The organism is Actinomadura coerulea, from assembly GCF_014208105.1.
GTDB classification, from domain to species: domain Bacteria; phylum Actinomycetota; class Actinomycetes; order Streptosporangiales; family Streptosporangiaceae; genus Spirillospora; species Spirillospora coerulea.
In genome coordinates this window covers 1311999-1333274 of sequence record NZ_JACHMQ010000001.1, presented here as the reverse complement: position 1 = coordinate 1333274, position 21276 = coordinate 1311999, and the positions used below count along the sequence as shown (strand labels likewise).

General features: G+C 72.4%; 19 protein-coding genes. 9 read left to right on the top strand and 10 right to left on the bottom strand.

The genetic code is table 11. The annotated features are described in order from the left end of the window. Nucleotides 1-185 precede the first annotated feature (185 nt). Nucleotides 186-4427 (top strand): hybrid sensor histidine kinase/response regulator, encoded by a 4242-nt coding sequence (locus BKA00_RS06240; RefSeq protein WP_221493031.1) that lies wholly within the window; start codon nt 186-188, stop codon nt 4425-4427. Nucleotides 4428-4498: 71 nt separating this feature from the next. Continuing rightward, a complete protein-coding gene (locus BKA00_RS06235; protein ID WP_185024003.1) occupies nt 4499-5167 on the top strand; it encodes a response regulator in 669 nt (222 codons plus the stop codon). A gap of 25 nt (nt 5168-5192) precedes the next feature. Here BKA00_RS06235 and gltX read toward each other — a convergent pair whose 3' ends face one another. Both gltX and BKA00_RS06225 read right to left on the bottom strand, forming a co-directional pair. Continuing rightward, a complete protein-coding gene (gene gltX, locus BKA00_RS06230) occupies nt 5193-6593 on the bottom strand; it encodes a glutamate--tRNA ligase (RefSeq protein ID WP_185024002.1) in 1401 nt (466 codons plus the stop codon). Between the two features lie 62 nt (nt 6594-6655). Further along, a complete protein-coding gene (locus BKA00_RS06225) occupies nt 6656-7252 on the bottom strand; it encodes a TIGR03086 family metal-binding protein (protein ID WP_244993770.1) in 597 nt (198 codons plus the stop codon). 79 nt (nt 7253-7331) lie between these two features. Between BKA00_RS06225 and BKA00_RS40295 the strand changes: the two genes are divergently transcribed. After that, the gene (locus tag BKA00_RS40295; protein WP_221493030.1) at nt 7332-8189 is read left to right on the top strand and encodes a helix-turn-helix domain-containing protein; all 858 of its coding nucleotides are present in this window, start codon (nt 7332-7334) and stop codon (nt 8187-8189) included. Then, complete coding sequence (locus BKA00_RS06215; RefSeq protein ID WP_185024001.1) at nt 8186-8824, top strand: NUDIX hydrolase; 639 nt, start codon at nt 8186-8188, stop codon at nt 8822-8824. The genes BKA00_RS40295 and BKA00_RS06215 overlap by 4 nt, the downstream gene beginning before the upstream one ends. 3 nt (nt 8825-8827) lie before the next feature. Here BKA00_RS06215 and BKA00_RS06210 read toward each other — a convergent pair whose 3' ends face one another. The 3 genes from BKA00_RS06210 to BKA00_RS06200 form a co-directional block, all read right to left on the bottom strand. After that, entirely contained in the window at nt 8828-9589 is a 762-nt protein-coding gene (locus BKA00_RS06210; protein ID WP_185024000.1) for an SDR family NAD(P)-dependent oxidoreductase, read from the bottom strand. 83 nt (nt 9590-9672) lie between these two features. Beyond that, nucleotides 9673-10683 (bottom strand): methyltransferase, encoded by a 1011-nt coding sequence (locus BKA00_RS06205; protein WP_185023999.1) that lies wholly within the window; start codon nt 10681-10683, stop codon nt 9673-9675. Nucleotides 10684-10776: 93 nt separating this feature from the next. Further along, on the bottom strand, nt 10777-11277 hold the full coding sequence (locus BKA00_RS06200) for an HAD domain-containing protein (RefSeq protein ID WP_185023998.1): 501 nt from the start codon (nt 11275-11277) through the stop codon (nt 10777-10779). 89 nt (nt 11278-11366) lie between these two features. On the opposite strand from BKA00_RS06200, the gene BKA00_RS06195 reads away from it, so the two are divergent. After that, entirely contained in the window at nt 11367-12221 is an 855-nt protein-coding gene (locus tag BKA00_RS06195; protein ID WP_185023997.1) for a class II glutamine amidotransferase, read from the top strand. Nucleotides 12222-12277: 56 nt separating this feature from the next. Continuing rightward, nucleotides 12278-13090: a PIG-L family deacetylase gene (locus BKA00_RS06190; protein WP_185023996.1), complete on the top strand. Its 813-nt coding sequence runs from the start codon at nt 12278-12280 to the stop codon at nt 13088-13090. Here the strand turns inward: BKA00_RS06190 and BKA00_RS06185 are convergent. The 5 genes from BKA00_RS06185 to BKA00_RS06165 all read right to left on the bottom strand — a co-directional run bounded on the left by BKA00_RS06185 (nt 13035) and on the right by BKA00_RS06165 (nt 18234). After that, a complete protein-coding gene (locus BKA00_RS06185) occupies nt 13035-14225 on the bottom strand; it encodes an ARPP-2 domain-containing protein (protein ID WP_185023995.1) in 1191 nt (396 codons plus the stop codon). The two genes, BKA00_RS06190 and BKA00_RS06185, sit on opposite strands and share 56 nt — an antisense overlap. Continuing rightward, the gene (locus tag BKA00_RS06180; RefSeq protein ID WP_185023994.1) at nt 14222-15664 is read right to left on the bottom strand and encodes a hypothetical protein; all 1443 of its coding nucleotides are present in this window, start codon (nt 15662-15664) and stop codon (nt 14222-14224) included. Before BKA00_RS06180 ends, BKA00_RS06185 begins: the two co-directional genes overlap by 4 nt. A 203-nt stretch (nt 15665-15867) precedes the next feature. After that, nucleotides 15868-16230 carry a VOC family protein gene (locus tag BKA00_RS06175; protein WP_185023993.1) on the bottom strand — a complete coding sequence of 121 codons (363 nt, stop codon included), beginning with the start codon at nt 16228-16230 and terminating at the stop codon, nt 15868-15870. Nucleotides 16231-16316: 86 nt separating this feature from the next. Beyond that, entirely contained in the window at nt 16317-16949 is a 633-nt protein-coding gene (locus BKA00_RS06170) for a TetR/AcrR family transcriptional regulator (RefSeq protein WP_230299280.1), read from the bottom strand. Beyond that, a complete protein-coding gene (locus BKA00_RS06165; protein ID WP_185023991.1) occupies nt 16942-18234 on the bottom strand; it encodes an acyl-CoA dehydrogenase family protein in 1293 nt (430 codons plus the stop codon). The genes BKA00_RS06170 and BKA00_RS06165 overlap by 8 nt, the downstream gene beginning before the upstream one ends. 106 nt (nt 18235-18340) lie before the next feature. On the opposite strand from BKA00_RS06165, the gene BKA00_RS06160 reads away from it, so the two are divergent. From BKA00_RS06160 to BKA00_RS06150, 3 genes are all read left to right on the top strand, one after another. Next, nucleotides 18341-19405 (top strand): phosphotransferase family protein, encoded by a 1065-nt coding sequence (locus BKA00_RS06160; protein WP_338072100.1) that lies wholly within the window; start codon nt 18341-18343, stop codon nt 19403-19405. A gap of 53 nt (nt 19406-19458) precedes the next feature. After that, entirely contained in the window at nt 19459-19965 is a 507-nt protein-coding gene (locus BKA00_RS06155; protein WP_185023989.1) for a GNAT family N-acetyltransferase, read from the top strand. A gap of 186 nt (nt 19966-20151) precedes the next feature. Continuing rightward, entirely contained in the window at nt 20152-21090 is a 939-nt protein-coding gene (locus BKA00_RS06150) for a TIGR03621 family F420-dependent LLM class oxidoreductase (RefSeq protein WP_185023988.1), read from the top strand. The last annotated feature ends 186 nt before the right edge of the window (nt 21091-21276 follow it).

Sequence of the window (21276 nt, the reverse complement as noted above, 5' to 3'; positions counted from 1 at the left end):
CGTAACACGAAGGCTACGAGGGCGGACGCGCGCCCACTCCCGCCCGGGCGGCGGAACCACGCGGAAGAAAGTCCGCCGCCGCGCGGCGACGTAGAGTACAGGTGCGGCCGATGAGGCCCCCAGAGCAGCCAGGAGTCCGTGGTATCCGGATAACCGACGAATCGCGGGCCAGGAGGATGAACAGCATGCCGCGTACCGCGTCACGTGCCCGCCCCAGTGGCGGGTACCGCGACACCACCCCGCGTTACAGCGACGCGGACCTCGAACCGCTCCTGAAGGCGCTGGTCGCCGTGCGGGACGGCAAGGCGAGGTCGGAGCTGAACGTGCCGGGCGAGGGGGCCGTGGCGGAGGCCGCCGCCGTCCTGGAGGAGATCCGGGAGAACGGCATGGAGCTCGCCTCGGGCCTGAGCCGCGTCCGGAAGGAGATCGGCCGGGAGGGGCAGCTGCGGGGCCGCCTGACGCCGGGGACGCTGCGGGGCACCTGGGCGGGCGCGGTGGAGGACGCCAACGCGATCATCGACAAGCTCACCGACCTCGCCACCGGCATGAGCCAGGTGGTGGAGGCGGTGGCCGCCGGCGACCTGAGCCAGCGGGTGGAGCTGCGGGTGCGGGGCAGGCCGATGCGCGGGGAGCTGCTGCGCATGGCCAGGTCGGTCAACGGCATGGTCGAGCTGCTCGACCAGTTCACCTGGGAGGTCACCCAGTTCGCCCGCGAGGTCGGCACCGAGGGGCGGCTCGGCGGCCAGGCTCCCGCGCGCGGTATGACCGGCCGCTGGCGGGACGTGACCGCGTCGGTGAACGTGATGGCGTCGCGGCTGACCTCGCAGGTCCGCGACATCGCGGAGGTCACCACGGCGGTGGCGCGCGGCGACCTGACCCGCAAGGTCACGGTCGAGGCGACCGGTGAGCTGCAGGAGCTGAAGCTCACCGTGAACACGATGGTCGACCAGCTGTCGGCGTTCGCCGGCGAGGTCACCCGCGTGGCCCGCGAGGTCGGCACGGAGGGGCAGCTGGGCGGTCAGGCGAACGTGCCGGGCGTCAGCGGCGTCTGGAAGAACCTGACCGACAACGTCAACGCGATGGCCAACAACCTGACCTACCAGGTCCGCAACATCGCGCAGGTCACCACCGCGGTCGCCGAGGGCGACCTCGGCAAGAAGATCACGGTCGACGCGCAGGGCGAGATCCTGCAGCTCAAGAACACCGTGAACACGATGGTCGACACCCTTTCGGCGTTCGCCGACGAGGTCACCCGCGTCGCCCGCGAGGTCGGCACCGAGGGCCGCCTCGGCGGCCAGGCCCGGGTGCCCGGCGTGAGCGGCGTGTGGAAGGACCTGACCAACAACGTCAACGGCATGGCGTCCAACCTGACCTACCAGGTCCGCAACATCGCGCAGGTCACCACCGCGGTCGCCGAGGGCGACCTCGGCAAGAAGATCACGGTCGACGCGCAGGGCGAGATCCTGGAGCTCAAGGACACCGTGAACGCGATGGTCGACACGCTGTCGGCCTTCGCCTCCGAGGTGACCCGCGTCGCGCGGGAGGTCGGCACGGAGGGGCGGCTCGGCGGCCAGGCGATCGTGCCCGGCGCGGGCGGGGTCTGGCTCGACCTGACCGACAACGTCAACTCGATGGCGAACAATCTCACCAACCAGGTGCGCGGAATCGCGCAGGTCACCACGGCTGTGGCGCAGGGCGACCTGACCCGCAAGATCGAGGTCGACGCGCAGGGCGAGATCCTGCAGTTGAAGACCACCCTCAACACGATGGTCGACACGCTGTCGGCGTTCGCCGACGAGGTCAGCCGCGTCGCCCGCGAGGTCGGCACCGAGGGCCGCCTCGGCGGCCAGGCCCGGGTGCCCGGCGCGGGCGGCATGTGGAAGGACCTGACCGACAACGTCAACGGCATGGCGTCCAACCTGACCTACCAGGTCCGCAACATCGCGCAGGTCGCGACCGCGGTCGCGCACGGCGACCTGACGCGGCGCATCGACGTGGACGCCCAGGGCGAGATCCTGGAGCTGAAGACCACGCTGAACACGATGGTCGACACGCTGTCGTCGTTCGCGTCCGAGGTCACCCGCGTTGCGCGGGAGGTCGGCATCGAGGGCCGTCTCGGCGGCCAGGCCGAGGTCGAGGGCGTCTCGGGCACCTGGAAGCGGCTCACCGAGAGCGTCAACGAGCTGGCCGGCAACCTGACCACGCAGGTCCGCGCGATCGGCGAGGTCGCGAGCGCGGTCGCCACCGGCGACCTGACCCGGACGATCACCGTCGAGGCGCGCGGCGAGGTCGCCGAGCTGAGCGACAACGTCAACCTGATGGTCGCGACGCTGCGCGAGACGACCCGCGCCAACGAGGAGCAGGACTGGCTCAAGACCAACCTGGCGCGGATCGGCGGGCTCATGCAGGGCCACCGCGACCTCCAGCAGGTCGCCGACCTGATCATGCGTGAGCTGACGCCGACCGCCAGCGCCCAGTACGGCGCGTTCTACCTGGCCGAGAACGCGGGCGAGGACACCGACCTCGTGCTGATCGCCGGGTACGGGACGCGGCGGCACCGCGGCGGCGCCGTCCGGTTCGGTCTGGGCGAGGGCCTCGTCGGGCAGGCGGCGCAGGAGCGCCGGCCGCTGCTGATCGCCGACGCCCCCGCCGACTACGTCAAGATCGGATCGGGTCTCGGCGAGGCGTCCCCGGTCAACATCATCGTCCTGCCGATCGTGTTCGAGGACGAGGTGCTCGGCGCGATCGAGCTCGCCTCGTTCGGCCGGTTCACCGACGTCCACCTGGCGTTCTTCAGCCAGCTGATCGAGACGATCGGGGTCACGCTCAACGCGATCCGGGCCAACACCCGCACCGAGGCGCTGCTCGGCGAGTCGCAGCGGCTCGCGCAGGAGCTGCAGGAGCGCTCGGACGAGCTGCAGCGCCAGCAGGGCGAGCTCCGGCACTCCAACACCGAGCTGGAGGAGAAGGCGGCGCTGCTGGCCCAGCAGAACCGCGCGATCGAGATCCAGAACTTCCAGATCGAGCAGGCCAGGCGGACGCTGGAGGAGCGCGCCGAGCAGCTGGCGATCTCCTCCCGGTACAAGTCGGAGTTCCTGGCGAACATGTCGCACGAGTTGCGCACGCCGCTGAACAGCCTGCTGGTGCTGGCCAAGCTGCTGTCGGAGAACCAGGACGGCAACCTCACCGACAAGCAGGTGGAGTTCGCCCGGACGATCCACGAGTCCGGCACCGACCTGCTGGAGCTGATCAACGACATCCTGGACCTGGCGAAGGTCGAGGCCGGGAAGATGGAGGCGCACCCGCAGCGGCTCTCGGTGTCGGCGCTGGTCGACTACGTGGACGCCACGTTCCGCCCGCTGTCGGTCGACAAGGGCCTGCAGTTCGGGGTGGAGGTCGCGCCGGACGTCCCGGCCGCCCTCAACACCGACGAGCAGCGGTTGCAGCAGGTGCTGCGGAACCTGCTGTCGAACGCGGTGAAGTTCACCGCCGAGGGCGAGGTGCGGCTCCTGATCGAACGGGCCGGCGACATCGACTTCACGCTGCCCGCGCTGTGGAACACCCCCGACGTGATCGCGTTCCGGGTGATCGACACCGGGATCGGCGTGAGCGCCGACAAGCTCCAGGAGATCTTCGAGCCGTTCCAGCAGGCGGACGGGACCACGAGCCGCCGCTACGGCGGCACCGGGCTCGGCCTGTCGATCAGCCGGAACATCGCGCGGCTGCTGGGCGGCGAGATCCACGCCGAGAGCCAGCCGGGCCGCGGCAGCGTGTTCACGCTCTACCTGCCCGCCCAGTACAGCGACCGCGACGGCCGGCGCCGCTCGGCGCTGCCGGAGGAGGCGGTCGGCGCGGAGGCGGAGGCCGCGCCCGGGGCGGTCTCCGGCGGCCCGCACGGGAACGGCGGTGCCGGGGCCCCGGTCGCGGAGGGCGCGCTTCCGGTGGAGCGGCGCCGGTCCGGCGGGCGGCGCGCAGGCAAGTCCGAGCAGGCCCTGAACGGGATGCTGCAGGAGCCGCCCACGGACTTCCTCGACACGGTGCTGTCAGGCCGCAAGGTCCTGATCGTCGACGACGACGTGCGGAACGTGTTCGCGCTCACCAGCGTGCTGGAGGGCTACGGCATGGAGGTCCTCTACGCGGAGGACGGGCAGGCCGGGATCGACGTCCTGCACCGCAACCCGGATGTGGCGGTCGTGCTGATGGACATCATGATGCCCGGCCTGGACGGCTACGCCACCACGGCCGCGATCAGGGAGATGCCGCAGTTCGCCGAGTTGCCGATCATCGTCATCACCGCCAAGGTGATGAAGGAGGACCGGGAGAAGAGCCTTGCCTCGGGCGCGTCGGACTATGTGCCGAAGCCCGTGGACGTGGACCATCTCCTAGATGTCATGAGGAACTGGCTGCAGCCCTCCATCGTCCGCTGAGGAGAGGAGCCGGACAGTAGGGTCGCCGTGGGGGTGCGGCGCTGGCGGGGACCGGGATCGGAGAAACGCGCGTGGACGACAAGGCCAAGATCCTGCTCGTGGACGACCGCGAGGAGAACCTGATCGCGCTGGAGGCCATCCTCAGCTCGCTCGATCAGGACCTGGTCCGGGCGCGGTCCGGCGAGGACGCGCTGAAGGCGCTTCTCACCGAGGAGTACGCGGTCATCCTGCTGGACGTCGTCATGCCGGGCATGGACGGCTTCGAGACGGCCCGCGACATCAAGCGCCGCAAGAAGACCCGCGATCTGCCGATCATCTTCCTCACGGCGGTGAACAGCGACCCCGACTACGCCTTCCGCGGTTACGCGGCGGGCGCGGTCGACTTCATCTCCAAGCCGTTCGACCCGTGGGTCCTGCGGGCCAAGGTCTCGGTGTTCGTGGAGCTGCACAACAAGAACAAGCAGCTCCGCGACCAGACGGCGCTGCTGCGCGAGCAGGCGGCCCTGCTGAGGGACCAGACGGCCTTGCTGAAGGCGCGTCCGGCGGGGGCGCCGCAGGAGGCGCCCGCCGGCGATTCCGCGGGCGATTCCGCGGGCGACCGGCTGGCCTCGGTGGAGGAGCAGGCGGAGGTGCTCGGCAAGCACGTCCCGGCCACGCTGCGCGACGAGTACGAGGAGCTCAGCCGCAGGATCCTCCTCCTCCGCGAGGCCCTGGACGGGCGGGCGCCCGCCGCGGACTGACCGCTCCGGGCGCCCGCGCGGGCGGCTAGGCGCCGGCCTCCAGCCGGGCGCGGGCGGCGGCGATGCGGGCGAGGGTGCGGTCGCGGCCCAGGATCTCCAGCGACTCGAACAGCGGCAGCCCCACCGTGCGGCCGGTGACGGCGACGCGGACGGGCGCCTGGGTCTTGCCGAGCTTGAGCCCGTGCTCGGCGCCGACCCGCTCCAGCCGGTCCTTCAGCTCGGCGGCGTTCCACGGCGCGTCCTGGTAGGCGGCCTCGGCGGCGGCGAGGATGGCGGCGGCGGGCTCCTTCATGGCCTTGTTCCAGGACTGCTCGTCGGACGGCGGCTCGTCCAGGAACGCGAAGTCGATCATCTGGACGATCTCCGACAGCAGCGCGACGCGGGTCTGCGCGAGCGGAGCCAGCTCGGCGAACACCGCGACGTCGACGTCGAACGGCGCCTCCTGCAGGAACGGCAGGCACTCGGCGATGAACTTCTCGGGCGCCAGGGCCCGGATGTACTCGCCGTTGATGGCGCGGAGCTTCTTGACGTCGAAGAACGCGGGCGAGGTGTTGACGTCCTCGATGCGGAACTCGTCGACCATCACGTCCCAGGGGACGATCTCGCGGTCGTCGGACGGCGCCCAGCCGAGCAGCATCAGGTAGTTGCGCATGGCCTCGGCGAGGTAGCCCTCGGCGCGGTAGTCCTCCAGGGCGACCTTGTCGCGGCGCTTGGACAGCTTCTGCCGCTTCTCGTTCACGATGACGGGCACGTGCGCCCACACCGGCGGCTCGGCGCCGAGCGCCTCCCACAGCAGCTGCTGCTTGGGCGCGTTGGACAGGTGCTCCTCGCCGCGCACCACGTGGGTGATGCCCTGGCTCATGTCGTCGACCGCGTTGGCCAACAGGAACGTGACGGACCCGTCGGCGCGGGCGATGACGAAGTCCTCGAGGACGGCGTTCTCGAAGACCGGCTTGCCGCGCAGGAGGTCGACCACGGTGGTCTGCCCCTCGTCCGGGGTGCGGAAGCGGAGGGCGCGTCCGGGGCCGGACTCCAGACCGCGGTCGCGGCAGAAGCCGTCGTAGCCCTTGTGCTGGTCGCCGGTCCGGGCGATCACGGCCTCGCGGGAGCAGTCGCAGTAGTAGGCGCGCCCGGCGTCCTTCAGCGTGTGGACGGCCTCGGCGTGCTTGTCGGCGTTGGCGGACTGGAAGTAGGGGCCCTCGTACTGCCCGCCGTCCATCCCGAGCCACGCCAGGGCGCGGATGATGCCCTCGGTCCATTCGGGGCTGTTGCGGGAGGCGTCGGTGTCCTCGATCCGCAGCACGAGCGTCCCGCCGGACTGGGCGGCCATCGCCCAGTTGAACAGCGCCGAGCGGGCGCCGCCGACATGGAACATGCCGGTCGGTGACGGGGCGAAGCGTACGCGGATCGAAGAGGTCGAAGACATGCCTACCAGCGTAGAGCGCGCGGGCCCCCGCTCGCGCCGGGACCCGCGCGCGGGCCAGGGTTTCAGGGCTTCCAGTACGGGTCGCGGCCGGACATCCCGAGGAGGCGGTCGAGCAGCGGCGCGTCCTCGGGCACGGCCACCTCCGGGCCGAGCGCGCCGTACTGGCGACTGATCTCCGCCGTCGAGACGACCTGCTCCCAGGCGGCCCGGAGCACCGGCTCCGGGAAGGCGGGCTCGCGGCCGGCGGCGACGGCGAGGTCCCAGCCGTGCAGGACGCACTCGCCGAGCACGATCCCGCCGATGAACCCGGCGGGCATGCCCTCCTTGTTGCCGGTGAGGCTGGTGTTCCCCTCCCAGGCGGCGGGGTCCTGCCAGGCCTCGGCGGTCCGGCGGGCCTGCTCCGCGAACCGCTCGGCCCAGCCGGGCTCGGCGGTGAAGTCGTGGTCCTCCGCCGGTCCGGCGGGCGGCGCCTTGCGCGCGGCGCTCTCGCCCCGCGAGGTCCAGAAGATCAGGTGGTTGAGAAGCGCCCGCACGTCCCAGTCCGGGCAGGGTGTGGGGGCGTCCATCTTCTCTTCGGGGATCTCCAGGACGATCCGCGCCGCGGCCTCCGCGGCGGGCGTCATCTGGCTCCGGATCTCCATGGCCTCTTCCTCGCTCATCCGTTCGAACACACTTGCACGGTAGAACGGCGCCGCGGCGCCGGTCTTGAAAAAACGCGACACCGGTTAGCCTGAGCCGGTGGAACGATCCCTACCCGAGGGGACGCGGGGCATCCTGCACGCGCGGACGGGGCTGGAGCGCTTCCGGATCGAGCGGCTCGAACCTCCCGCCGCGCTCGCTCCCTTCGTCGCGGACTTCTGGGTCCTGCGCTGGGACCTGCGGGGGCGTCCACCGCACCGCCAGCGGGTCCTCACGCGGCCGTCGGTCCACATGACGTTCACCAGCTACCTGACCACCCGGACGACGCGGGCGCGGATCGCGGGCGTCGTGCGGGACGACTTCGTCGAGGAGATCCACGGCGAGGGGCGCGTGGTGGGGGCCGCCTTCCGGCCGGGCGGGTTCAGGCCGTTCATGGACGCGCCGGTCTCCACGCTGACCGGCCGGTTCCCGGGGGTTGACGAGGTCTTCGGCGAGGAGGGCCTGGGCCTCGCCGGGGAGGTGTTCGCGACCGCCGACGCGCACGAGGCGATCGGCCGGCTCGCGGCGTTCCTGTCCGCCCGGCACCCCGAGCCCGACCCGTCCGCCGAGAAGGCCGCCGCGGTCGTCGAGCGGATCGCGGCCTGGCCGGGCCTGGTGCGGGTCGGCGACCTGGCCGAGGACGTCGGGCTGAGCGCGCGCGGCCTGCAGCGCCTGTTCCACGAGTACGTGGGCATCGGCCCGAAGTGGGTGATCCGGCGGTTCCGGATGCAGGAGGCCGCCGAGCGTGCCGCGTCCGGGACGGGGGTCGACTGGGCGGAGCTGGCGGCCGAGCTGGGCTACGCCGACCAGGCGCACTTCACCCGCGACTTCACCGCGGCCGTGGGGACCTCGCCGGGGCGGTACGCGCGGGAGTCGGAGCAGGAGGCGGAGGCGGAGCCTGGCAGGATCGAGACATGAGCGCCCCCTCCGCCGGCCCCTTCGACGACCTCGCCGCGTTCCGGGCGCTCGCCGCCGGACGGCTCGGCTCGTTCGAGCACACGAGCGTTCCGGACACGCCCGGCCTGCGCCGCGCCGGGGTGGTGCTGTGCGCGGTCGAGCACGAGGGCGTCCCGTCGGTCATCCTCATCAAGCGCGCCGACCGGGGCCGCAACGCGGGCCAGTGGGGGCTGCCGGGCGGCCGCCTGGAGGACGGCGAGACCTCCGAGCAGGCGGCGCTGCGCGAGCTGCACGAGGAGATCGGCCTGGCCGCCGGTCCCGCCGACGTCCTCGGCAGGCTCGACGACTTCCCCGCCGCCTCGGGCTTCGCGATCACGCCGGTCGTGGTGGCGCTGGACGCCCCGGGCCCCCTCGCGCCGAGCCCGGACGAGGTCCACTCCGTCCATCACACGAGCCTGCGCAGACTCGCCGCCGACGACACCCCCGTCTGGGTCCCCCAGCCGGGCGGCGGGCGCATGCTGCAGATGCGACTGGGCCCCCAGTGGCGCGTCCACGCCCCGACCGGCGCGATGCTGTGGCAGTTCCGCGAGGTGGTGCTGTTCGGCCGGTCCGCCAGGGTCGCCGACTTCACCCAGCCCGACTGGACGCGCCACTGAGCGTCAGAACGTCCCGCCGTCCACGACGACGCGCTGCCCGGTCACATAGGACGCCGCGTCCGAAACGAGGAACCGCACCACGTCGGCGACCTCTTCGGGCGTGCACACGTGCCCGTAGGGGGACACGGCGTCCTGCTGCCGGATGTCCTCGACGCCGGCCGTCGCGCGGACCAGCCGGCGCCCCATCTCGGTGTCCACCAGGCCGGGCGCGACGACGTTGACGTGCATGCCGTTGCCGCGCTCCTCCTTGGCGACCACCTGGGCGAGCGCCTCCATGGCCGCCTTGCCCATCGCGTAGGGCCCGCCGAAGGGCGGCATCATGTCCGTGGCGACGCTCGACACGAACACCATGTCGCTGCGCTCGGCGCGCCGCATCAGCGGGATCAGCGCCTGGCTGAGGTGGTGCGGGCCGAACGCGTGCACGCGCATCACCCGCTCCAGCTCGGCGGGATCGGTGTCGGCGACGCTGTTGCCGCGGCTGGCGATCCCGGCGCTGTGCACGAGGATGTCCAGCCCGCCCAGCTCCGCCTCCACCTGCGCTGCGAGGGAACGGCACTGGTCGAGGTCGTCGACCGAGGCGCGGAAAGCGCTGCCCCGCGACCCGGCGGCCTCGATGTCGGCGACCGTCTTGCGCGCCGCCTCGTCGTCGCGCCGGTAGGCGACGGCGACCCGGGCGCCGTCCGCCGCCAGCGCCAGGGCGATGGCCCGGCCGATCCCCCGGCTTCCTCCGGTGACCAGGGCCGTACGGCCGTGGAGAGAACTCACGCGACACTCCTTCGTCGGGCTGTTTGCGGCGCTCCCATCCTGCCCGGCCGCGCGCCCCCGCCGTAAGTGGCCCCTGACGCAGGCTAGTCCGCGATCTCCGCCTCGATGACGTGGTAGGCGGTCTCCCGCAGTGGCCCGGTCAGCGAGACGGCCCCGAGCCCCGCGCCGTCCAGCAGCTCCCGGAACTCGGCCTCGGTGCGTTCCCGCCCGCCGGTCGCCACGAGCATGTTGAGGTCGTTGCGGACGATGCCCGCCGACTCCGGCGCGACCATCTCCGGCATGACCTGCTCCAGAAGCAGAACTCGGTCGTCCGGGCCCATCGCGGCGCGGCAGTTCCGGAGGATCGCGGTGGCCTTCTCGTCGTCCCAGTCGTGGACGACGCTCTTGAGTACGTAGGCGTCGGGGCCCGCGGGGACGGCCTCGAAGAAGTCGCCCGGCACGATCTCGGCCCGGTCGGCGACGTCGGCCAGGGGCCCGGACGCGTCGGCCAGTCCCGTCGGCAGGTCGAACAGGACACCGCGCAGGCCGGGGTGGGCCCGCAGGATCGCGGCGAGCAGCGTGCCGTCCCCGCCGCCGAGGTCGGCGACCGTCCCGTAGCGGGCGAAGTCGTGCGCCTCGACGAACGCCGGCGCGACGTCGCGGGTGTGCTCGGCCATCGCCCGGTTGAACGTCGCCGACAGCTCGGCGTCCGAGGCGAAGTACTCGAACGGCGTACTGCCCGTGACCCGCTCCCACGCGTACTCGCCCGTGCGGACCGTCTCGGCCATGTCACCCCACGTCCGCCACACCTGCGGGCCGCAGAACAGCCTGATCAGCGAGCGGATCGAGTCGGGGGCGTCCGCGCGCAGCCGCCTCCCCTCCTCCGTCAGCGCGAACAGGTCCGGCTCCTTCTGCTCCACCACGCCGAGGCCGGCGAGGCCGCGCAGCAGCCGGCGCAGGGACGGCGCGTGGGCGCCGGTCGCCTCCGCCAGCTCGGTGCTAGTGCTCGGCCCGCCGTCGGTGAAGGCGTCCGCCACCCCGATCTCGGTGGCAACGTGGATCATCTGGGCCGGCATGAACCCGAAGGCCAGGTCCATCAGCGGTGATCTGGGCATGGTCAGTCCCCTTCCTTGTCCCCCACGACGCTAGGAGGCCCCCGGAAGCGGTGTATTGGACGTTTGGCACCTCGGGCCGTCCGCGCCCGCCGATCACCCGGAGCGGGCGCGCAGCCAGGCCGCGGCGACCTCGACGTGGTCACCGGTCAGGCCGGTCAGCGGGTCGACCTCCACGAGCAGGTGGTCGGCGACGTCCGGCTCCCCCGCGATGCACTCGGTGGCGTCCGGCTCGTCCTCGAACCAGACGAACGGCCGGCCCTCCGCCCACGCGGCCACGTGCCGGGCCTTCCAGGCGCCGAGCGTGCGGCCCTCCGTGATGCCGGGGAACCGCGGGATCGGCACGAACGGCAGGTCCGGAAGCCCGATGCGGGGCGCGATCCACTCGTTGGCGCTGTCGCACCAGTAGCTCGCCCACGCCAGCTCGGCGCCCGTGGACTCGGCCAGATCGAGAAGCGCCGCGCCGTGCCCGGGATAGAGCCACAGCTTGTAGGTCATGCCGTTCGGGGAGCACTCGTGCCGCTGGAAGCCGCGGTGCGGCCGCTCGAACGGGTTGAGCACTCCGTCAACGTCCAGCAGAACCACCGGCGACCCCATACACGGACCGTACGGCATCCGGGGCCGCCCGTCGAAGGCCATTTGCCGCGCGGAGTCTTAGGCCGCCGCCAGGCGGGCATCGTCCCTGCATGTGCCGCCTGTTCGGGATGACCACGGGAGGACCCCGAGTCCGCGCCACCTTCTGGCTGCTGGACGCTCCGGACAGCCTTCGCTCGCAGAGCCGCCGGATGCCCGACGGGACGGGCCTCGGCTGGTTCTCGCTCGGCGGGGAGCCCGTCCGCGACCGCGCCCCCGTCGCCGCGTTCCAGGACGCCGACTTCAACTCCGAGGCGCGGCACGTCGTGTCGCACACCTTCATCTCGCATGTCCGGTACGCCTCGACCGGCGCTCCCGACGTCCACAACTCCCACCCCTTCGTCATGGACGACCGGCTGTTCGCCCACAACGGGGTGGTCCGGGGCGTCGACGTCCTCGACTCCTGGCTCACGGACGTGGACCGGGCGCCGATCCAGGGGCAGACCGACTCGGAGTTCGTGTTCGCCTACATCACGGCGGAGATCCGGCGGCAGGGCGACACGGCGTCCGGGCTGATCGCGGCCGTCCGGCGCATCGCGGCCGAGTTGCCGATCTTCGCGTTGAACATCCTGCTGGCCGAGTCGGGGCGCCTCTGGGCGCTGCGCTACCCGGACACCCACGAGCTGTGGGTGATCGCGCCGCACCTGACCGAGCCGGGCGCGGAACGCCACCTCGGCGCGGGACGCGAGCAGGGCCAGGTGAAGGTGGCCCGGCACCGCGAGTCGACGCCCGCGTGCGTCCTCGCCAGCGAGCGCCTGGACGACGACCCCGGCTGGCGGCTCCTCGACCCCGGCGAGCTGCTCGTGCTGGACGGCATGGAGGCGTCCTCGGTGTTCCCCTTCGACGCGCCCGCGCACCCGCTGACGGCCGCCGACCTGTCGGGAGCCGAGTCCACCTCGCAGGCATGATCGACTGTCACACCCGCGACATAGAGTGGACGGCCGAACCTGCCGAGGAGCCCCGAATGACACGAGAACTGACGCTGATGGCCGTCCACGCCCACCCCGACGACGAGGTGCTGGGGACCGGCGGCCTGCTCGCCCGCAGCGCGGGCGAGGGCGTTCACACGGTCCTGGTCACCTGCACGAACGGTGAGCAGGGCGATGGCGCCGGCGGAGTGAAGCCCGGTGAGCCCGGGCACGACGCCGAAGAGGTGGCGCGGCGCCGCCTCGGCGAACTGCGCGAGTCTGCCTCCCTGCTCGGCATCGGCCATCTGGAGCTGCTGGGCTACCGCGACTCCGGCATGGACGGCTGGTCGACCAACGACGACCCGGCGGCGTTCGCGAACGTCCCGCTGGAGGAGTCCGCCGGGCGCCTCGCCGCGCTGATGGAGCGCTACCGGCCGCAGGTGGTCGTCACCTACGACGAGAACGGCGGCTACGGGCACCCCGACCACATCCAGGCCCACCGGATCGCGCTCGCCGCCGCCGAGCAGACCGGCATTCCCGACAAGCTCTACTACACGGCCATTCCGCGGTCGGGCATCAGGCAGATGTTCGAGGCCGCCCGGGCCGCCGGCATGGACCTCGGCTTCGACCCGCCCGAGGACTTCGGCACCCCCGACGAGCTGATCACCAGCACGCTGGAGGTCTCCGCCCATTTCGAGGCCAAGCGCGACGCGCTGCTGGCGCACGCCAGCCAGGGCGAGAACATCTTCCTGCTGAAGCTGCCGGAGGAGATGCAGAAGGCGGCGTTCTCGTCGGAGGCGTTCGTCCGCCGCTTCAGCCGGATCGAGGCGCCGAGCCGGGAGGACGACCTCTTCGCGGGCCTGAGGTAGCGCGGCGCTGCGCCCGGAAGTGGTCGAGGACGTCCTGGCGCAGCAGGTAGCCGAAGCCGGCCCGTTCGAGGCGCAGCGCCAGGCCCGCGGGGTCGGCGCCGAGAGCGGCGGCGGTGGCGTCCAGCCGCCAGTCGTGCTCGGCCAGCCGCCTGAGCAGGTACCCGCGCCTGACCTGCGCCTCCGAGAGCCGGAACGTCTTGAGGTAGGCGACCTCGCCGTCCCCGCCGGTGATGATCTCCCCGATGTGGTTCTCCCTGCCCAGCGCGAACGAGGGCAGGAACCGCGTCAGCTCGAACCCGTGCAGCGACTGGACCGCCTGGCGCGACCCGGCCTCGTCGAAGAGCCGCCCCGCCATGACCTCGTCGTGGAAGGCGGCCCACTCCGCCTCGCGCGTCTCCGCCGCGGCGCGCAGGTCGCCGAGCGTCCTGACGCCGGCGGGGTCGATCGGCGCGGACAGGTCGCGCGCGGGCGCTCCCAGCAGGCCGTACATGTAGATCAGCTCGCCGAAGAGATCCTCGACCAGCGTCGGGTGCAGCGCCCGGTAGTCGTCGGAATGCGGCACGACGAACGCGCTGGCCAGAGTGTCGGCGACGTACACCAGCACGCCGCACTGGCCGGGATGGATCTCGAAGATGCGCAGCGCGTCCTCCAGGCCGCGCACCTGCCGGCCGAGGTAGGACTCCTCGCAGCGCGGCGACAGCCCGTGCGCGACCGCCCTGCGCGACCACTCCTCCCAGGCGATCTCCGGGCCGCCGAAGTGCAGCGCCAGGTAGCCCTCGACGGCCAGGTGCAGAGGGAGGAACCGGAGCCGGTCCTTGCCGACCTTCCTGGCCATCCGACGCGTGAACCGCACGGGCATGCGCGGCGGGGCCGCCCGGGTGTCGCGCTCGAGAAGGCGGGCCCCGTACGAGGCCGCCTGCGCCTGGTCGTCGTCGCTCCACGTCGCGACGAAGGCGTGGGGGATGAACGAGACGTAGGCGGCGTCGCCCACGTCCACGACCGTCACCGGCTCCTCGAACGCCCTGCGGTGCAGCCGCAGGCGGGGCACGGGCTCGTCCCGGACGAGGGGGACGAGCCGGATCGAGCCCCACGCCTGCGCGGGCCTGGTCTCCAGCCCCTCCAGGGTGGTCGTCATGCGGGCTCCCCGAGGAAGCGGGCGGTCCGGTCGGACAGGTGCGCCCGCAGCTTCGGCAGGCCGACCCGCCCCTCGGCGAACCGGGCGAACTCGACCAGCGTCGGCAGGTCCTCGGCGTCCCGGACGCCCGCGGTCGGCACGCCCGGCGCCAGCCGCCGCACGTCGAAGCCGTCCGCGTCGTACACCGGGTTCAGGTGCACGATCATGACCCGCTGCCCGGGGGCGCGCCGGTGCCCGGGGTCCAGGCGCGTCCGCCAGACGCGCAGGACGTCGGCGGCCAGCCCCGGCGGCGCGTTGTCCCACCCGTCGGAGACGATGAGGAGCCGCTCGGGCCCCGTCTCCAGCGCGTCGATGATCCGGTGGCCGAGCGGCGTCGGGCCGGACGGGTAGACCAGCAGCTCGTCGGTGCGTCCCGACGTCCACAGAGGCGTGTACTCCTTCGCGAGCGCCTCCAGCAGGTAGTGCGCGGCGAGCGCGACCGCCAGCGGGCGCCTGCGCTTCTCCCCCGAGCCGAGCGTGGAGTAGCTGTCGTCCAGCACGGCGGTGACCCGTCCCCACGAGCCGCGCGCGGCCCCGGCCACGCGCCGTGCGGCGGTGCGCAGCGCCAGGGTGAGCTCGGCCCGCCGCCGGGCCCGGTCGTCCAGCGGCAGGGCCAGCACGTACGAGGCGAGCCTCGTCAGCGGCATCTCGCCCAGGTCGGCCCGCACGGCCTCGACCTTCGCCTCCCGCGCGCTCTCCTGCATGCGCAGCCGCTCCAGCCGCGTCATGCGGTGCTGGATCCGCTCCAGGAAGACCTCGCGCGGGATCTTGTGCTTGGCGGCGAAGCCCTCCGCGACCGTGTAGGGCAGCTCGTAGATCGCGGCCTGCTCGTAGTGGGCCCGCCGCCACTGCTCGTAGAGGGGCGTCTGGAACGCCTTGACACCGGACGGAGCGAACAGGAACGACGGCTGCTCGCCGTGGAGCCGCAGATGCGCGTGCCGCACCGCGTCCTTCACCGCCGTCCGGTACTTGACGGAGTCGAACGCCGGGTCCCGGCGCCCGGCCATCCAGTCGCGGATGACGGCGCGCGTCCGCCGGTTGTTCACGCCGAGCCGCCGCAGGTCGCGGAACAGCCGGTACACCCGCTGCGGCGGCATCCTCTCCAGACGACGGGCGATCAGGCGCCCCTCCTCGCGGCGCCGCTCGACCCCCACGTCGCCCGCGCGCACCAGCAGGTTGCGGATCATGATCGCGGCGTTGTGGTCGTTGACGTCCAGCGCGAGGACCGCCGCGTACATGTCGCGGTAGTTCTCCAGCATGTACTCGTGGAGGAACTCCAGGCTGAGCCGCTGCTCCCCCGAGCCGTGGTGGAACTCCCGCTGCCCGGTGGACGTGATCGCCGCGTTCACGAACATCAGCACGTCCTCGCACGCGACGAGGTCGGCGAACGTCTCGCTCATCACTCCCCCGGTCGGTCGAAGGCGCCGGCCGGGGAATGGGGGCACGAGCAGCGAAGCATCGCTTAATAGGCAAGTTCCGGAAGTCGCACCGAAGTCCCGCGGCCGGCTCCCGCACGGTAGCACCGCCTTCCTCGCGAAGCCCCCCATTAATCGCCAGAATGCCCGGCCGGAGCGACCCGCGTTTCCGGCCGCCCTTCGAGGGGTCAGGGGCGGTAGGTGCCGAAGTACCACTCGTTGCCGTCGGGGTCGCGGGCCGCGTAGTCGCGAGAGCCGTAGTCCTGGTCTGTCGGCTCGCGGAAGATATCGGCCCCGGCGGCCTTCGCGCGGGCGTGGTGGGCGTCGGGGTCGTCGACGGCGACATAGACGGCGGCCCTGGCGGTCGAGGCGGGCCCGAACATGATGAGGCCCGTGTCGTAGCGCATCTCGGCGTGCACGATGGCGCCCTTGTCGTCCCTGTGCACGTCGACGGGTTCGAAGCCGAACGCCTTCTCCAGCCATTCGAGCGTCCTGGCCGGGTCGACCGCCCGGATCAACGGGTAGAAGGTGCGGCGGATCTCGCTGGTCATATCGTCCCTCCCTGAGGTCTGGGATGCCCAGTCTGCGGGAGGCCGATCCAGCCGTCTTGGACGAACGTGACCTGGGCTTCCGGCGATCAGCGCCGGGCGGCGTCGCGTTCGGCGGCGAGGCGGCGGGTCTCCGGGGAGACGGGGGCGCCGAGGATCGCCGCGACGACGTCGACCAGGTAGCTGGTGAACAGGCGGTCGTCGGTGCGGGGGCCGGAGCGGGCGCGGCGTGCCAGCTCGATCGCGGCGTACAGGATGGCGGTGAAGCGGCGGTGCAGCCGGGCCGCGTCCTCCTCCAGCAGGGGTTCCACCAGGGTGCGCCAGCGGCACAGGCTGTCGCGGGGGTCGTCCAGGACCGCCACGGGGACGAGGGGGTCGGGACGGTTCAGCACGTCCGCCCAGATCTGCAGGTAGGCGCGGCCCGACGCGTCGGAGAGGCGTGCGGCCATGGGCCTCACCAGGGCGGCGGCCAGGGGGCGGACGCCCCGCTCGCCGTCCTCGTAGGCGTCGAGCAGGGCGTGCCGGCGGGCCTCGACCTCGGGCGCGTGCCGGGCGAAGATCGCGCGCAGGATTCCGGCGCGGTCCCCGAAGTGGTACTGGACGGCCGTGGCGTTGCGGGCGCCGGCCTCCTGGAGGATCTCCCGGAGGCTGACGGCGTCCACGCCGCGGGCGGCGTAGAGGGTCTCGGCGGCGTCCAGCAGTCGTTCCCGTGTGTCACTCATTGCCGATCGCATGCTCCAGGGCCTCGGCGAACCGCTCGCGGGCCGCCTCCCGGCGGGTGGGCAGGTGGCCGGACGGCCACAGGCCCTCGACGGGCTCGACGTCGCGCAGCAGCTGCCGGGCCACGGTGATCTTGTGGACCTCGGTGGGGCCGTCGGCGATGCCCATCGCCTCGGCCCCCATCATCATGGCGGCGAACGGCATCTCGTTCGACACGCCGAGCGCGCCGTGCAGGTGCATCGCGCGCTGCACGACGTCGTGGTACACCTTCGGCATCGCGGCCTTCACCGCGGCGATGTCCTTGCGGACGACCCGGTAGTCCCGGTGCTTGTCGATCAGCCAGGCGGTGCGCAGCACGAGCAGCCGGAACTGCTCGATCTCGATCCAGCTGTCGGCGATCTTCTCCTGGGTCATCTGCATCTTCGCCAGCGGCCCGAAGCGCGTCCGCCGGGAGACCGCGCGCTCGCACATCATGTCGAACGCCTTGCGGACCTGCGCGATCGTCCGCATGGCGTGGTGGATCCGGCCCCCGCCGAGGCGCGTCTGGGCGATGGCGAACGCGCCGCCCTCGTCGCCGAGGAGGTTCTCCGCCGGCACCCGGACGTCCTCGTAGCGCAGGTAGCCGTGGGAGCCCTCGCGCTCGCCGCCGACGCCCACGTTCCGGACCGTGACCAGGCCGGGCGCGTCGGCCGGCACGATGAACATCGACATGCCCTCGTAGGCGGAGACGTCGGGGTTCGTCACGGCCATCACGATCAGGAAGGTCGCGTGGCGGGCGTTGGAGGAGAACCACTTCTCGCCGTTGAGGACCCAGCCGTCGCCGTCGCGGACGGCGCGCGTGGTGAACAGGGTCGGGTCGGCTCCCCCGTGCGGCTCGGTCATCGAGTACGAGGAGGAGATCTCGCCGTCCAGGAGGGGGCGCAGGTAGCGCTCCTTCTGCTCGGGGGTGCCGAAATGGGCGATGATCTCGGCGTTGCCGGAGTCGGGCGCCTGGCAGCCGAACACCGACGGCGCCCAGCGGGAGCGGCCCAGGATCTCGTTCAGCAGCGCGAGCCTCACCTGCCCGTACCCCTGGCCGCCCAGTTCCGGCCCCAGGTGGCACGCCCACAGGCCCTTCTCGCGCACCTGGTCCTGGAGGGGGCGCACGAGCCGCTTGTGGCGGGGGTCGGCCTTGTCGTAGGGGTCGCCGAGCACCAGGTCCAAGGGTTCGACCTCGTCCCGGACGAAGGCGTCCGCCCAGTCGAGAAGTTCCTGGTAGGCGGGGTCGGTCTCGAAGTCCCAAGCCATGGCGAGCCTCCTCGGTCGTGTCCCCCGATAATCGGCTCACCTGAGTATGTAATGCAAGTGCATGACTGTTACTCTCCGGTACATCGAGCGACGGAAAGGGACCGCCGTGCAGCCTGAGCAGATCGACCGCGCCCTCGTGGACTTCGACGTCCTGGCCGGGTGGATGGAAGGCCGCGGCCTGCCGGGCGGCCCGTTCGAGGACGTCGAGCGGCTGGCGGGCGGCACCCAGAACACGCTGGTCCGGTTCCGGCGCGGCGGCCGCGACTACGTGCTCAGGCGCGGCCCGGGCCACCTGCGCGCGAGGACGAACGAGGTCCTGCGGCGCGAGGCCCGCGTGCTGGGGGCGCTCGACGGGACCGACGTCCCCGCGCCGCGCCTCATCGCGGCCTGCCCCGACGAGACCGTCATGGGCGGCGCCGTCTTCTACCTGATGACCCCGGTGGACGGCTTCAACGCGTCGGTCACGCTGCCCGAGCTGCACGCGCGTGACGCGTCCGTCCGGCGCGAGATGGGCCTGAACGCGGCGAGGGCGCTCTCCGCGCTGGGTGCCGTGGACCACGAGGCGGCCGGTCTCGGCGACTTCGGCAAGCCCGAGGGCTTCCTGGAGCGCCAGGTGGGCCGCTGGATGTCCGAGCTCGACTCCTACAGCACGCTGGACGGCTATCCCGGACCGGACATCCCCGGCCTCGGTGACGTCGCGCGGTGGCTGGAGGAGCGCCGTCCCAAGGCGTGGCGCCCGGGGATCATGCACGGCGACTACCACCTGGCCAACCTGATGTACTCCTTCGACGGCCCGCAGGTCGCCGCGATCGTCGACTGGGAGATGTGCACGATCGGCGACCCGCTGCTCGACCTCGGCTGGCTGCTGGCCACCTGGCCCGACCGCGCCGACCAGAGCGCCGCCCTGGCCGGACCGCTCGGCGCCGCGGGCGGCCTTCCCACCGCCGAGGAGCTGGTCGAGGTCTACGCCGAGCGCGCGGACGCCGTCGACGGGCGCGACCTGGCGTCCATCACCTGGTACGCGGTCCTGGCGTGCTTCAAGCTCGGCATCGTCCTGGAGGGCACGCACGCCCGCGCGTTCGCGGGCAAGGCCCCCAGGGAGACCGGCGACCTCCTCCACTCGATCACCCTCGGCCTCTTCACCCGCGCGCACGGCTTCATCGGCTCCTGAGCCCTCGCCCCGGTGACCGGGAACTGCCAGGATCTCCCTCACGAGGAGGTGCGATGGAGATCCGCAAGGGCGGGCCCGGCGACGCGCCGATGATGCTGGCGATGCTGGACGGGGCGGTCGCGTGGCTCGCCGCCAACGGCCGCACGGGGCAGTGGGGCAGCGAGCCGTGGTCGAGGGATCCGCGCCGCGTCGAGCGCGTCTCGGGCATCGCCCGCGACGACGAGATCTGGGTGGCGCGGGTCGGCGGGCGGCCCGCGGGCGTCATGGCGGTCGCGACCGGGCCCCCGCACTACGTCGAGCCGGCCGGCGAGCCGGAGCTGTACATCACCCTCCTGGTCACCGACCGCGCGTTCAGCGGGCACGGGGTGGGCGGCGCGCTGATCGCCAAGGCGAGGGACGAGGCCGGGGCGACGGGCGTGGGCCTGCTGCGCGTCGACTGCTACGCCGGCGACGACGGGCGGCTGGTGGAGTACTACCGGAGCAACGGTTTCGAGACGGACGCCGCCTTCACCGTGGGCGACTGGCCGGGACGGGTCCTGTCCCAGCGTGTCGGCGGGTAGGCGGCCCGCTGCTTGAAAATCCGCGCCGCGCGTCGCAGCCTGGAAGTGACCGGCGCGAACGGGGCAGTCGGTGACGCCCTTACGCCGCACGGACGGCGACCGAGCCGCTCGCCTCGTTCCGCCGGTCGACACCTCATGTCGCATTCCTGCCAGCCCCGCGGTCCTGCCACGGGGCACGCTGGGGAGATGCACAGGAACTTTCGCTTCGGCGTGGTGGGCGAGTCGATCCGCTCGGGCGCGGAACTCGCCGCCACGGCCCGCCGCGCCGAAGAGCTGGGATACGACGTCCTGACCTTGCGGGACCACTTCGTCGCCGAGCCGTTCGGCGACCAGCTCGCCCCCATGCTGGCGCTGGCGTCCGCCGCGTCCGCGACGAGCGCGCTGCGGCTGGGCACGATGGTGCTGTCCAACGACTTCCGGCACCCGGTCATGCTCGCCAAGGAGGCCGCGACCCTCGACCACCTGTCGGGCGGGCGGTTCGAGCTGGGCCTCGGCGCGGGCTGGCTGCGCGAGGAGTACGAGGCCGCCGGGATGCCGTTCGACCGGCCCGGCGCGCGGGTCGGGCGGCTGGCGGAGTCGCTGCAGATCCTGCGCGGCCTGCTGGGCGGCGAGAAGACCTCGTTCACCGGCGAGCACTACGCGATCGACGGCCTGACGGTCTTCCCCCGCCCGGAGCGGCGCCCGCCGCTCGTCGTCGGCGCGGGAAGCCGGCGCATGCTCGGCATCGCCGGGCGGTACGCCGACACCGTCGGGATCCTCCCCCGCGCCCTGCCCGAGGGCACGATCTCGGACGAAGTGTCCGAGCGCCTCCCCGACACCATCGCCCGCAAGGTCGACTGGGTCCGCGAGGCCGCCGGGAACCGGGACGTGGAGCTGAGCATGATGGTGACGCCCACGTTCGGTCCCGACCCCCTCCGCGCCGCCGCGAAGGTCGCGGTGACGCGCGGCTGGGGCACCTCGTCGACCGAGCTCGTCCTCGGCATGCCGTCCCAGTTCGTGGGGCCTCCCGAGCACGTCGCCGACCAGATGCTGGCCCGCCGCGACCGCTTCGGCTTCACCTACTACCAGGTCCCGGACGCGGCGATGGAGGCGTTCGCCCCCGTCATCCCCCTCCTGGCCTCCTAGAGGGTCATCGGAAGGAAGCGGAGGCCGGGGTCTCCGCCGTGGCGCCCGTCCTCGCGGCGGGTGCTGGCGTGGAAGCCGGCGAGAGGGAACGCGGGCACGCTGAAAATGGGGATTCCCCGGTGATCTTTCGATACCGGGGAATCCCCGTTTTCCATGCACCGGCAGCCCTGCGCCGGGGTCTGGGAG

Excerpts from the sequence above, each read along its gene's own strand:
- BKA00_RS06215 (WP_185024001.1), top strand. The coding sequence starts at position 8,186 with ATGAGCGCCCCCTCCGCCGGCCCCTTCGACGACCTCGCCGCGTTCCGG.
- BKA00_RS06180 (WP_185023994.1), bottom strand. The coding sequence starts at position 15,664 with ATGAGCGAGACGTTCGCCGACCTCGTCGCGTGCGAGGACGTGCTGATG.
- BKA00_RS06225 (WP_244993770.1), bottom strand. The coding sequence starts at position 7,252 with ATGAGCGAGGAAGAGGCCATGGAGATCCGGAGCCAGATGACGCCCGCC.
- gltX (WP_185024002.1), bottom strand. The coding sequence starts at position 6,593 with ATGTCTTCGACCTCTTCGATCCGCGTACGCTTCGCCCCGTCACCGACC.
- BKA00_RS06165 (WP_185023991.1), bottom strand. The coding sequence starts at position 18,234 with ATGGCTTGGGACTTCGAGACCGACCCCGCCTACCAGGAACTTCTCGAC.
- BKA00_RS06190 (WP_185023996.1), top strand. The coding sequence starts at position 12,278 with ATGACACGAGAACTGACGCTGATGGCCGTCCACGCCCACCCCGACGAC.
- BKA00_RS06205 (WP_185023999.1), bottom strand. The coding sequence starts at position 10,683 with ATGCCCAGATCACCGCTGATGGACCTGGCCTTCGGGTTCATGCCGGCC.
- BKA00_RS06170 (WP_230299280.1), bottom strand. The coding sequence starts at position 16,949 with ATGAGTGACACACGGGAACGACTGCTGGACGCCGCCGAGACCCTCTAC.
- BKA00_RS06200 (WP_185023998.1), bottom strand. The coding sequence starts at position 11,277 with ATGGGGTCGCCGGTGGTTCTGCTGGACGTTGACGGAGTGCTCAACCCG.
- BKA00_RS06155 (WP_185023989.1), top strand. The coding sequence starts at position 19,459 with ATGGAGATCCGCAAGGGCGGGCCCGGCGACGCGCCGATGATGCTGGCG.
- BKA00_RS06195 (WP_185023997.1), top strand. The coding sequence starts at position 11,367 with ATGTGCCGCCTGTTCGGGATGACCACGGGAGGACCCCGAGTCCGCGCC.
- BKA00_RS06240 (WP_221493031.1), top strand. The coding sequence starts at position 186 with ATGCCGCGTACCGCGTCACGTGCCCGCCCCAGTGGCGGGTACCGCGAC.
- BKA00_RS06185 (WP_185023995.1), bottom strand. The coding sequence starts at position 14,225 with ATGACGACCACCCTGGAGGGGCTGGAGACCAGGCCCGCGCAGGCGTGG.
- BKA00_RS06150 (WP_185023988.1), top strand. The coding sequence starts at position 20,152 with ATGCACAGGAACTTTCGCTTCGGCGTGGTGGGCGAGTCGATCCGCTCG.
- BKA00_RS06175 (WP_185023993.1), bottom strand. The coding sequence starts at position 16,230 with ATGACCAGCGAGATCCGCCGCACCTTCTACCCGTTGATCCGGGCGGTC.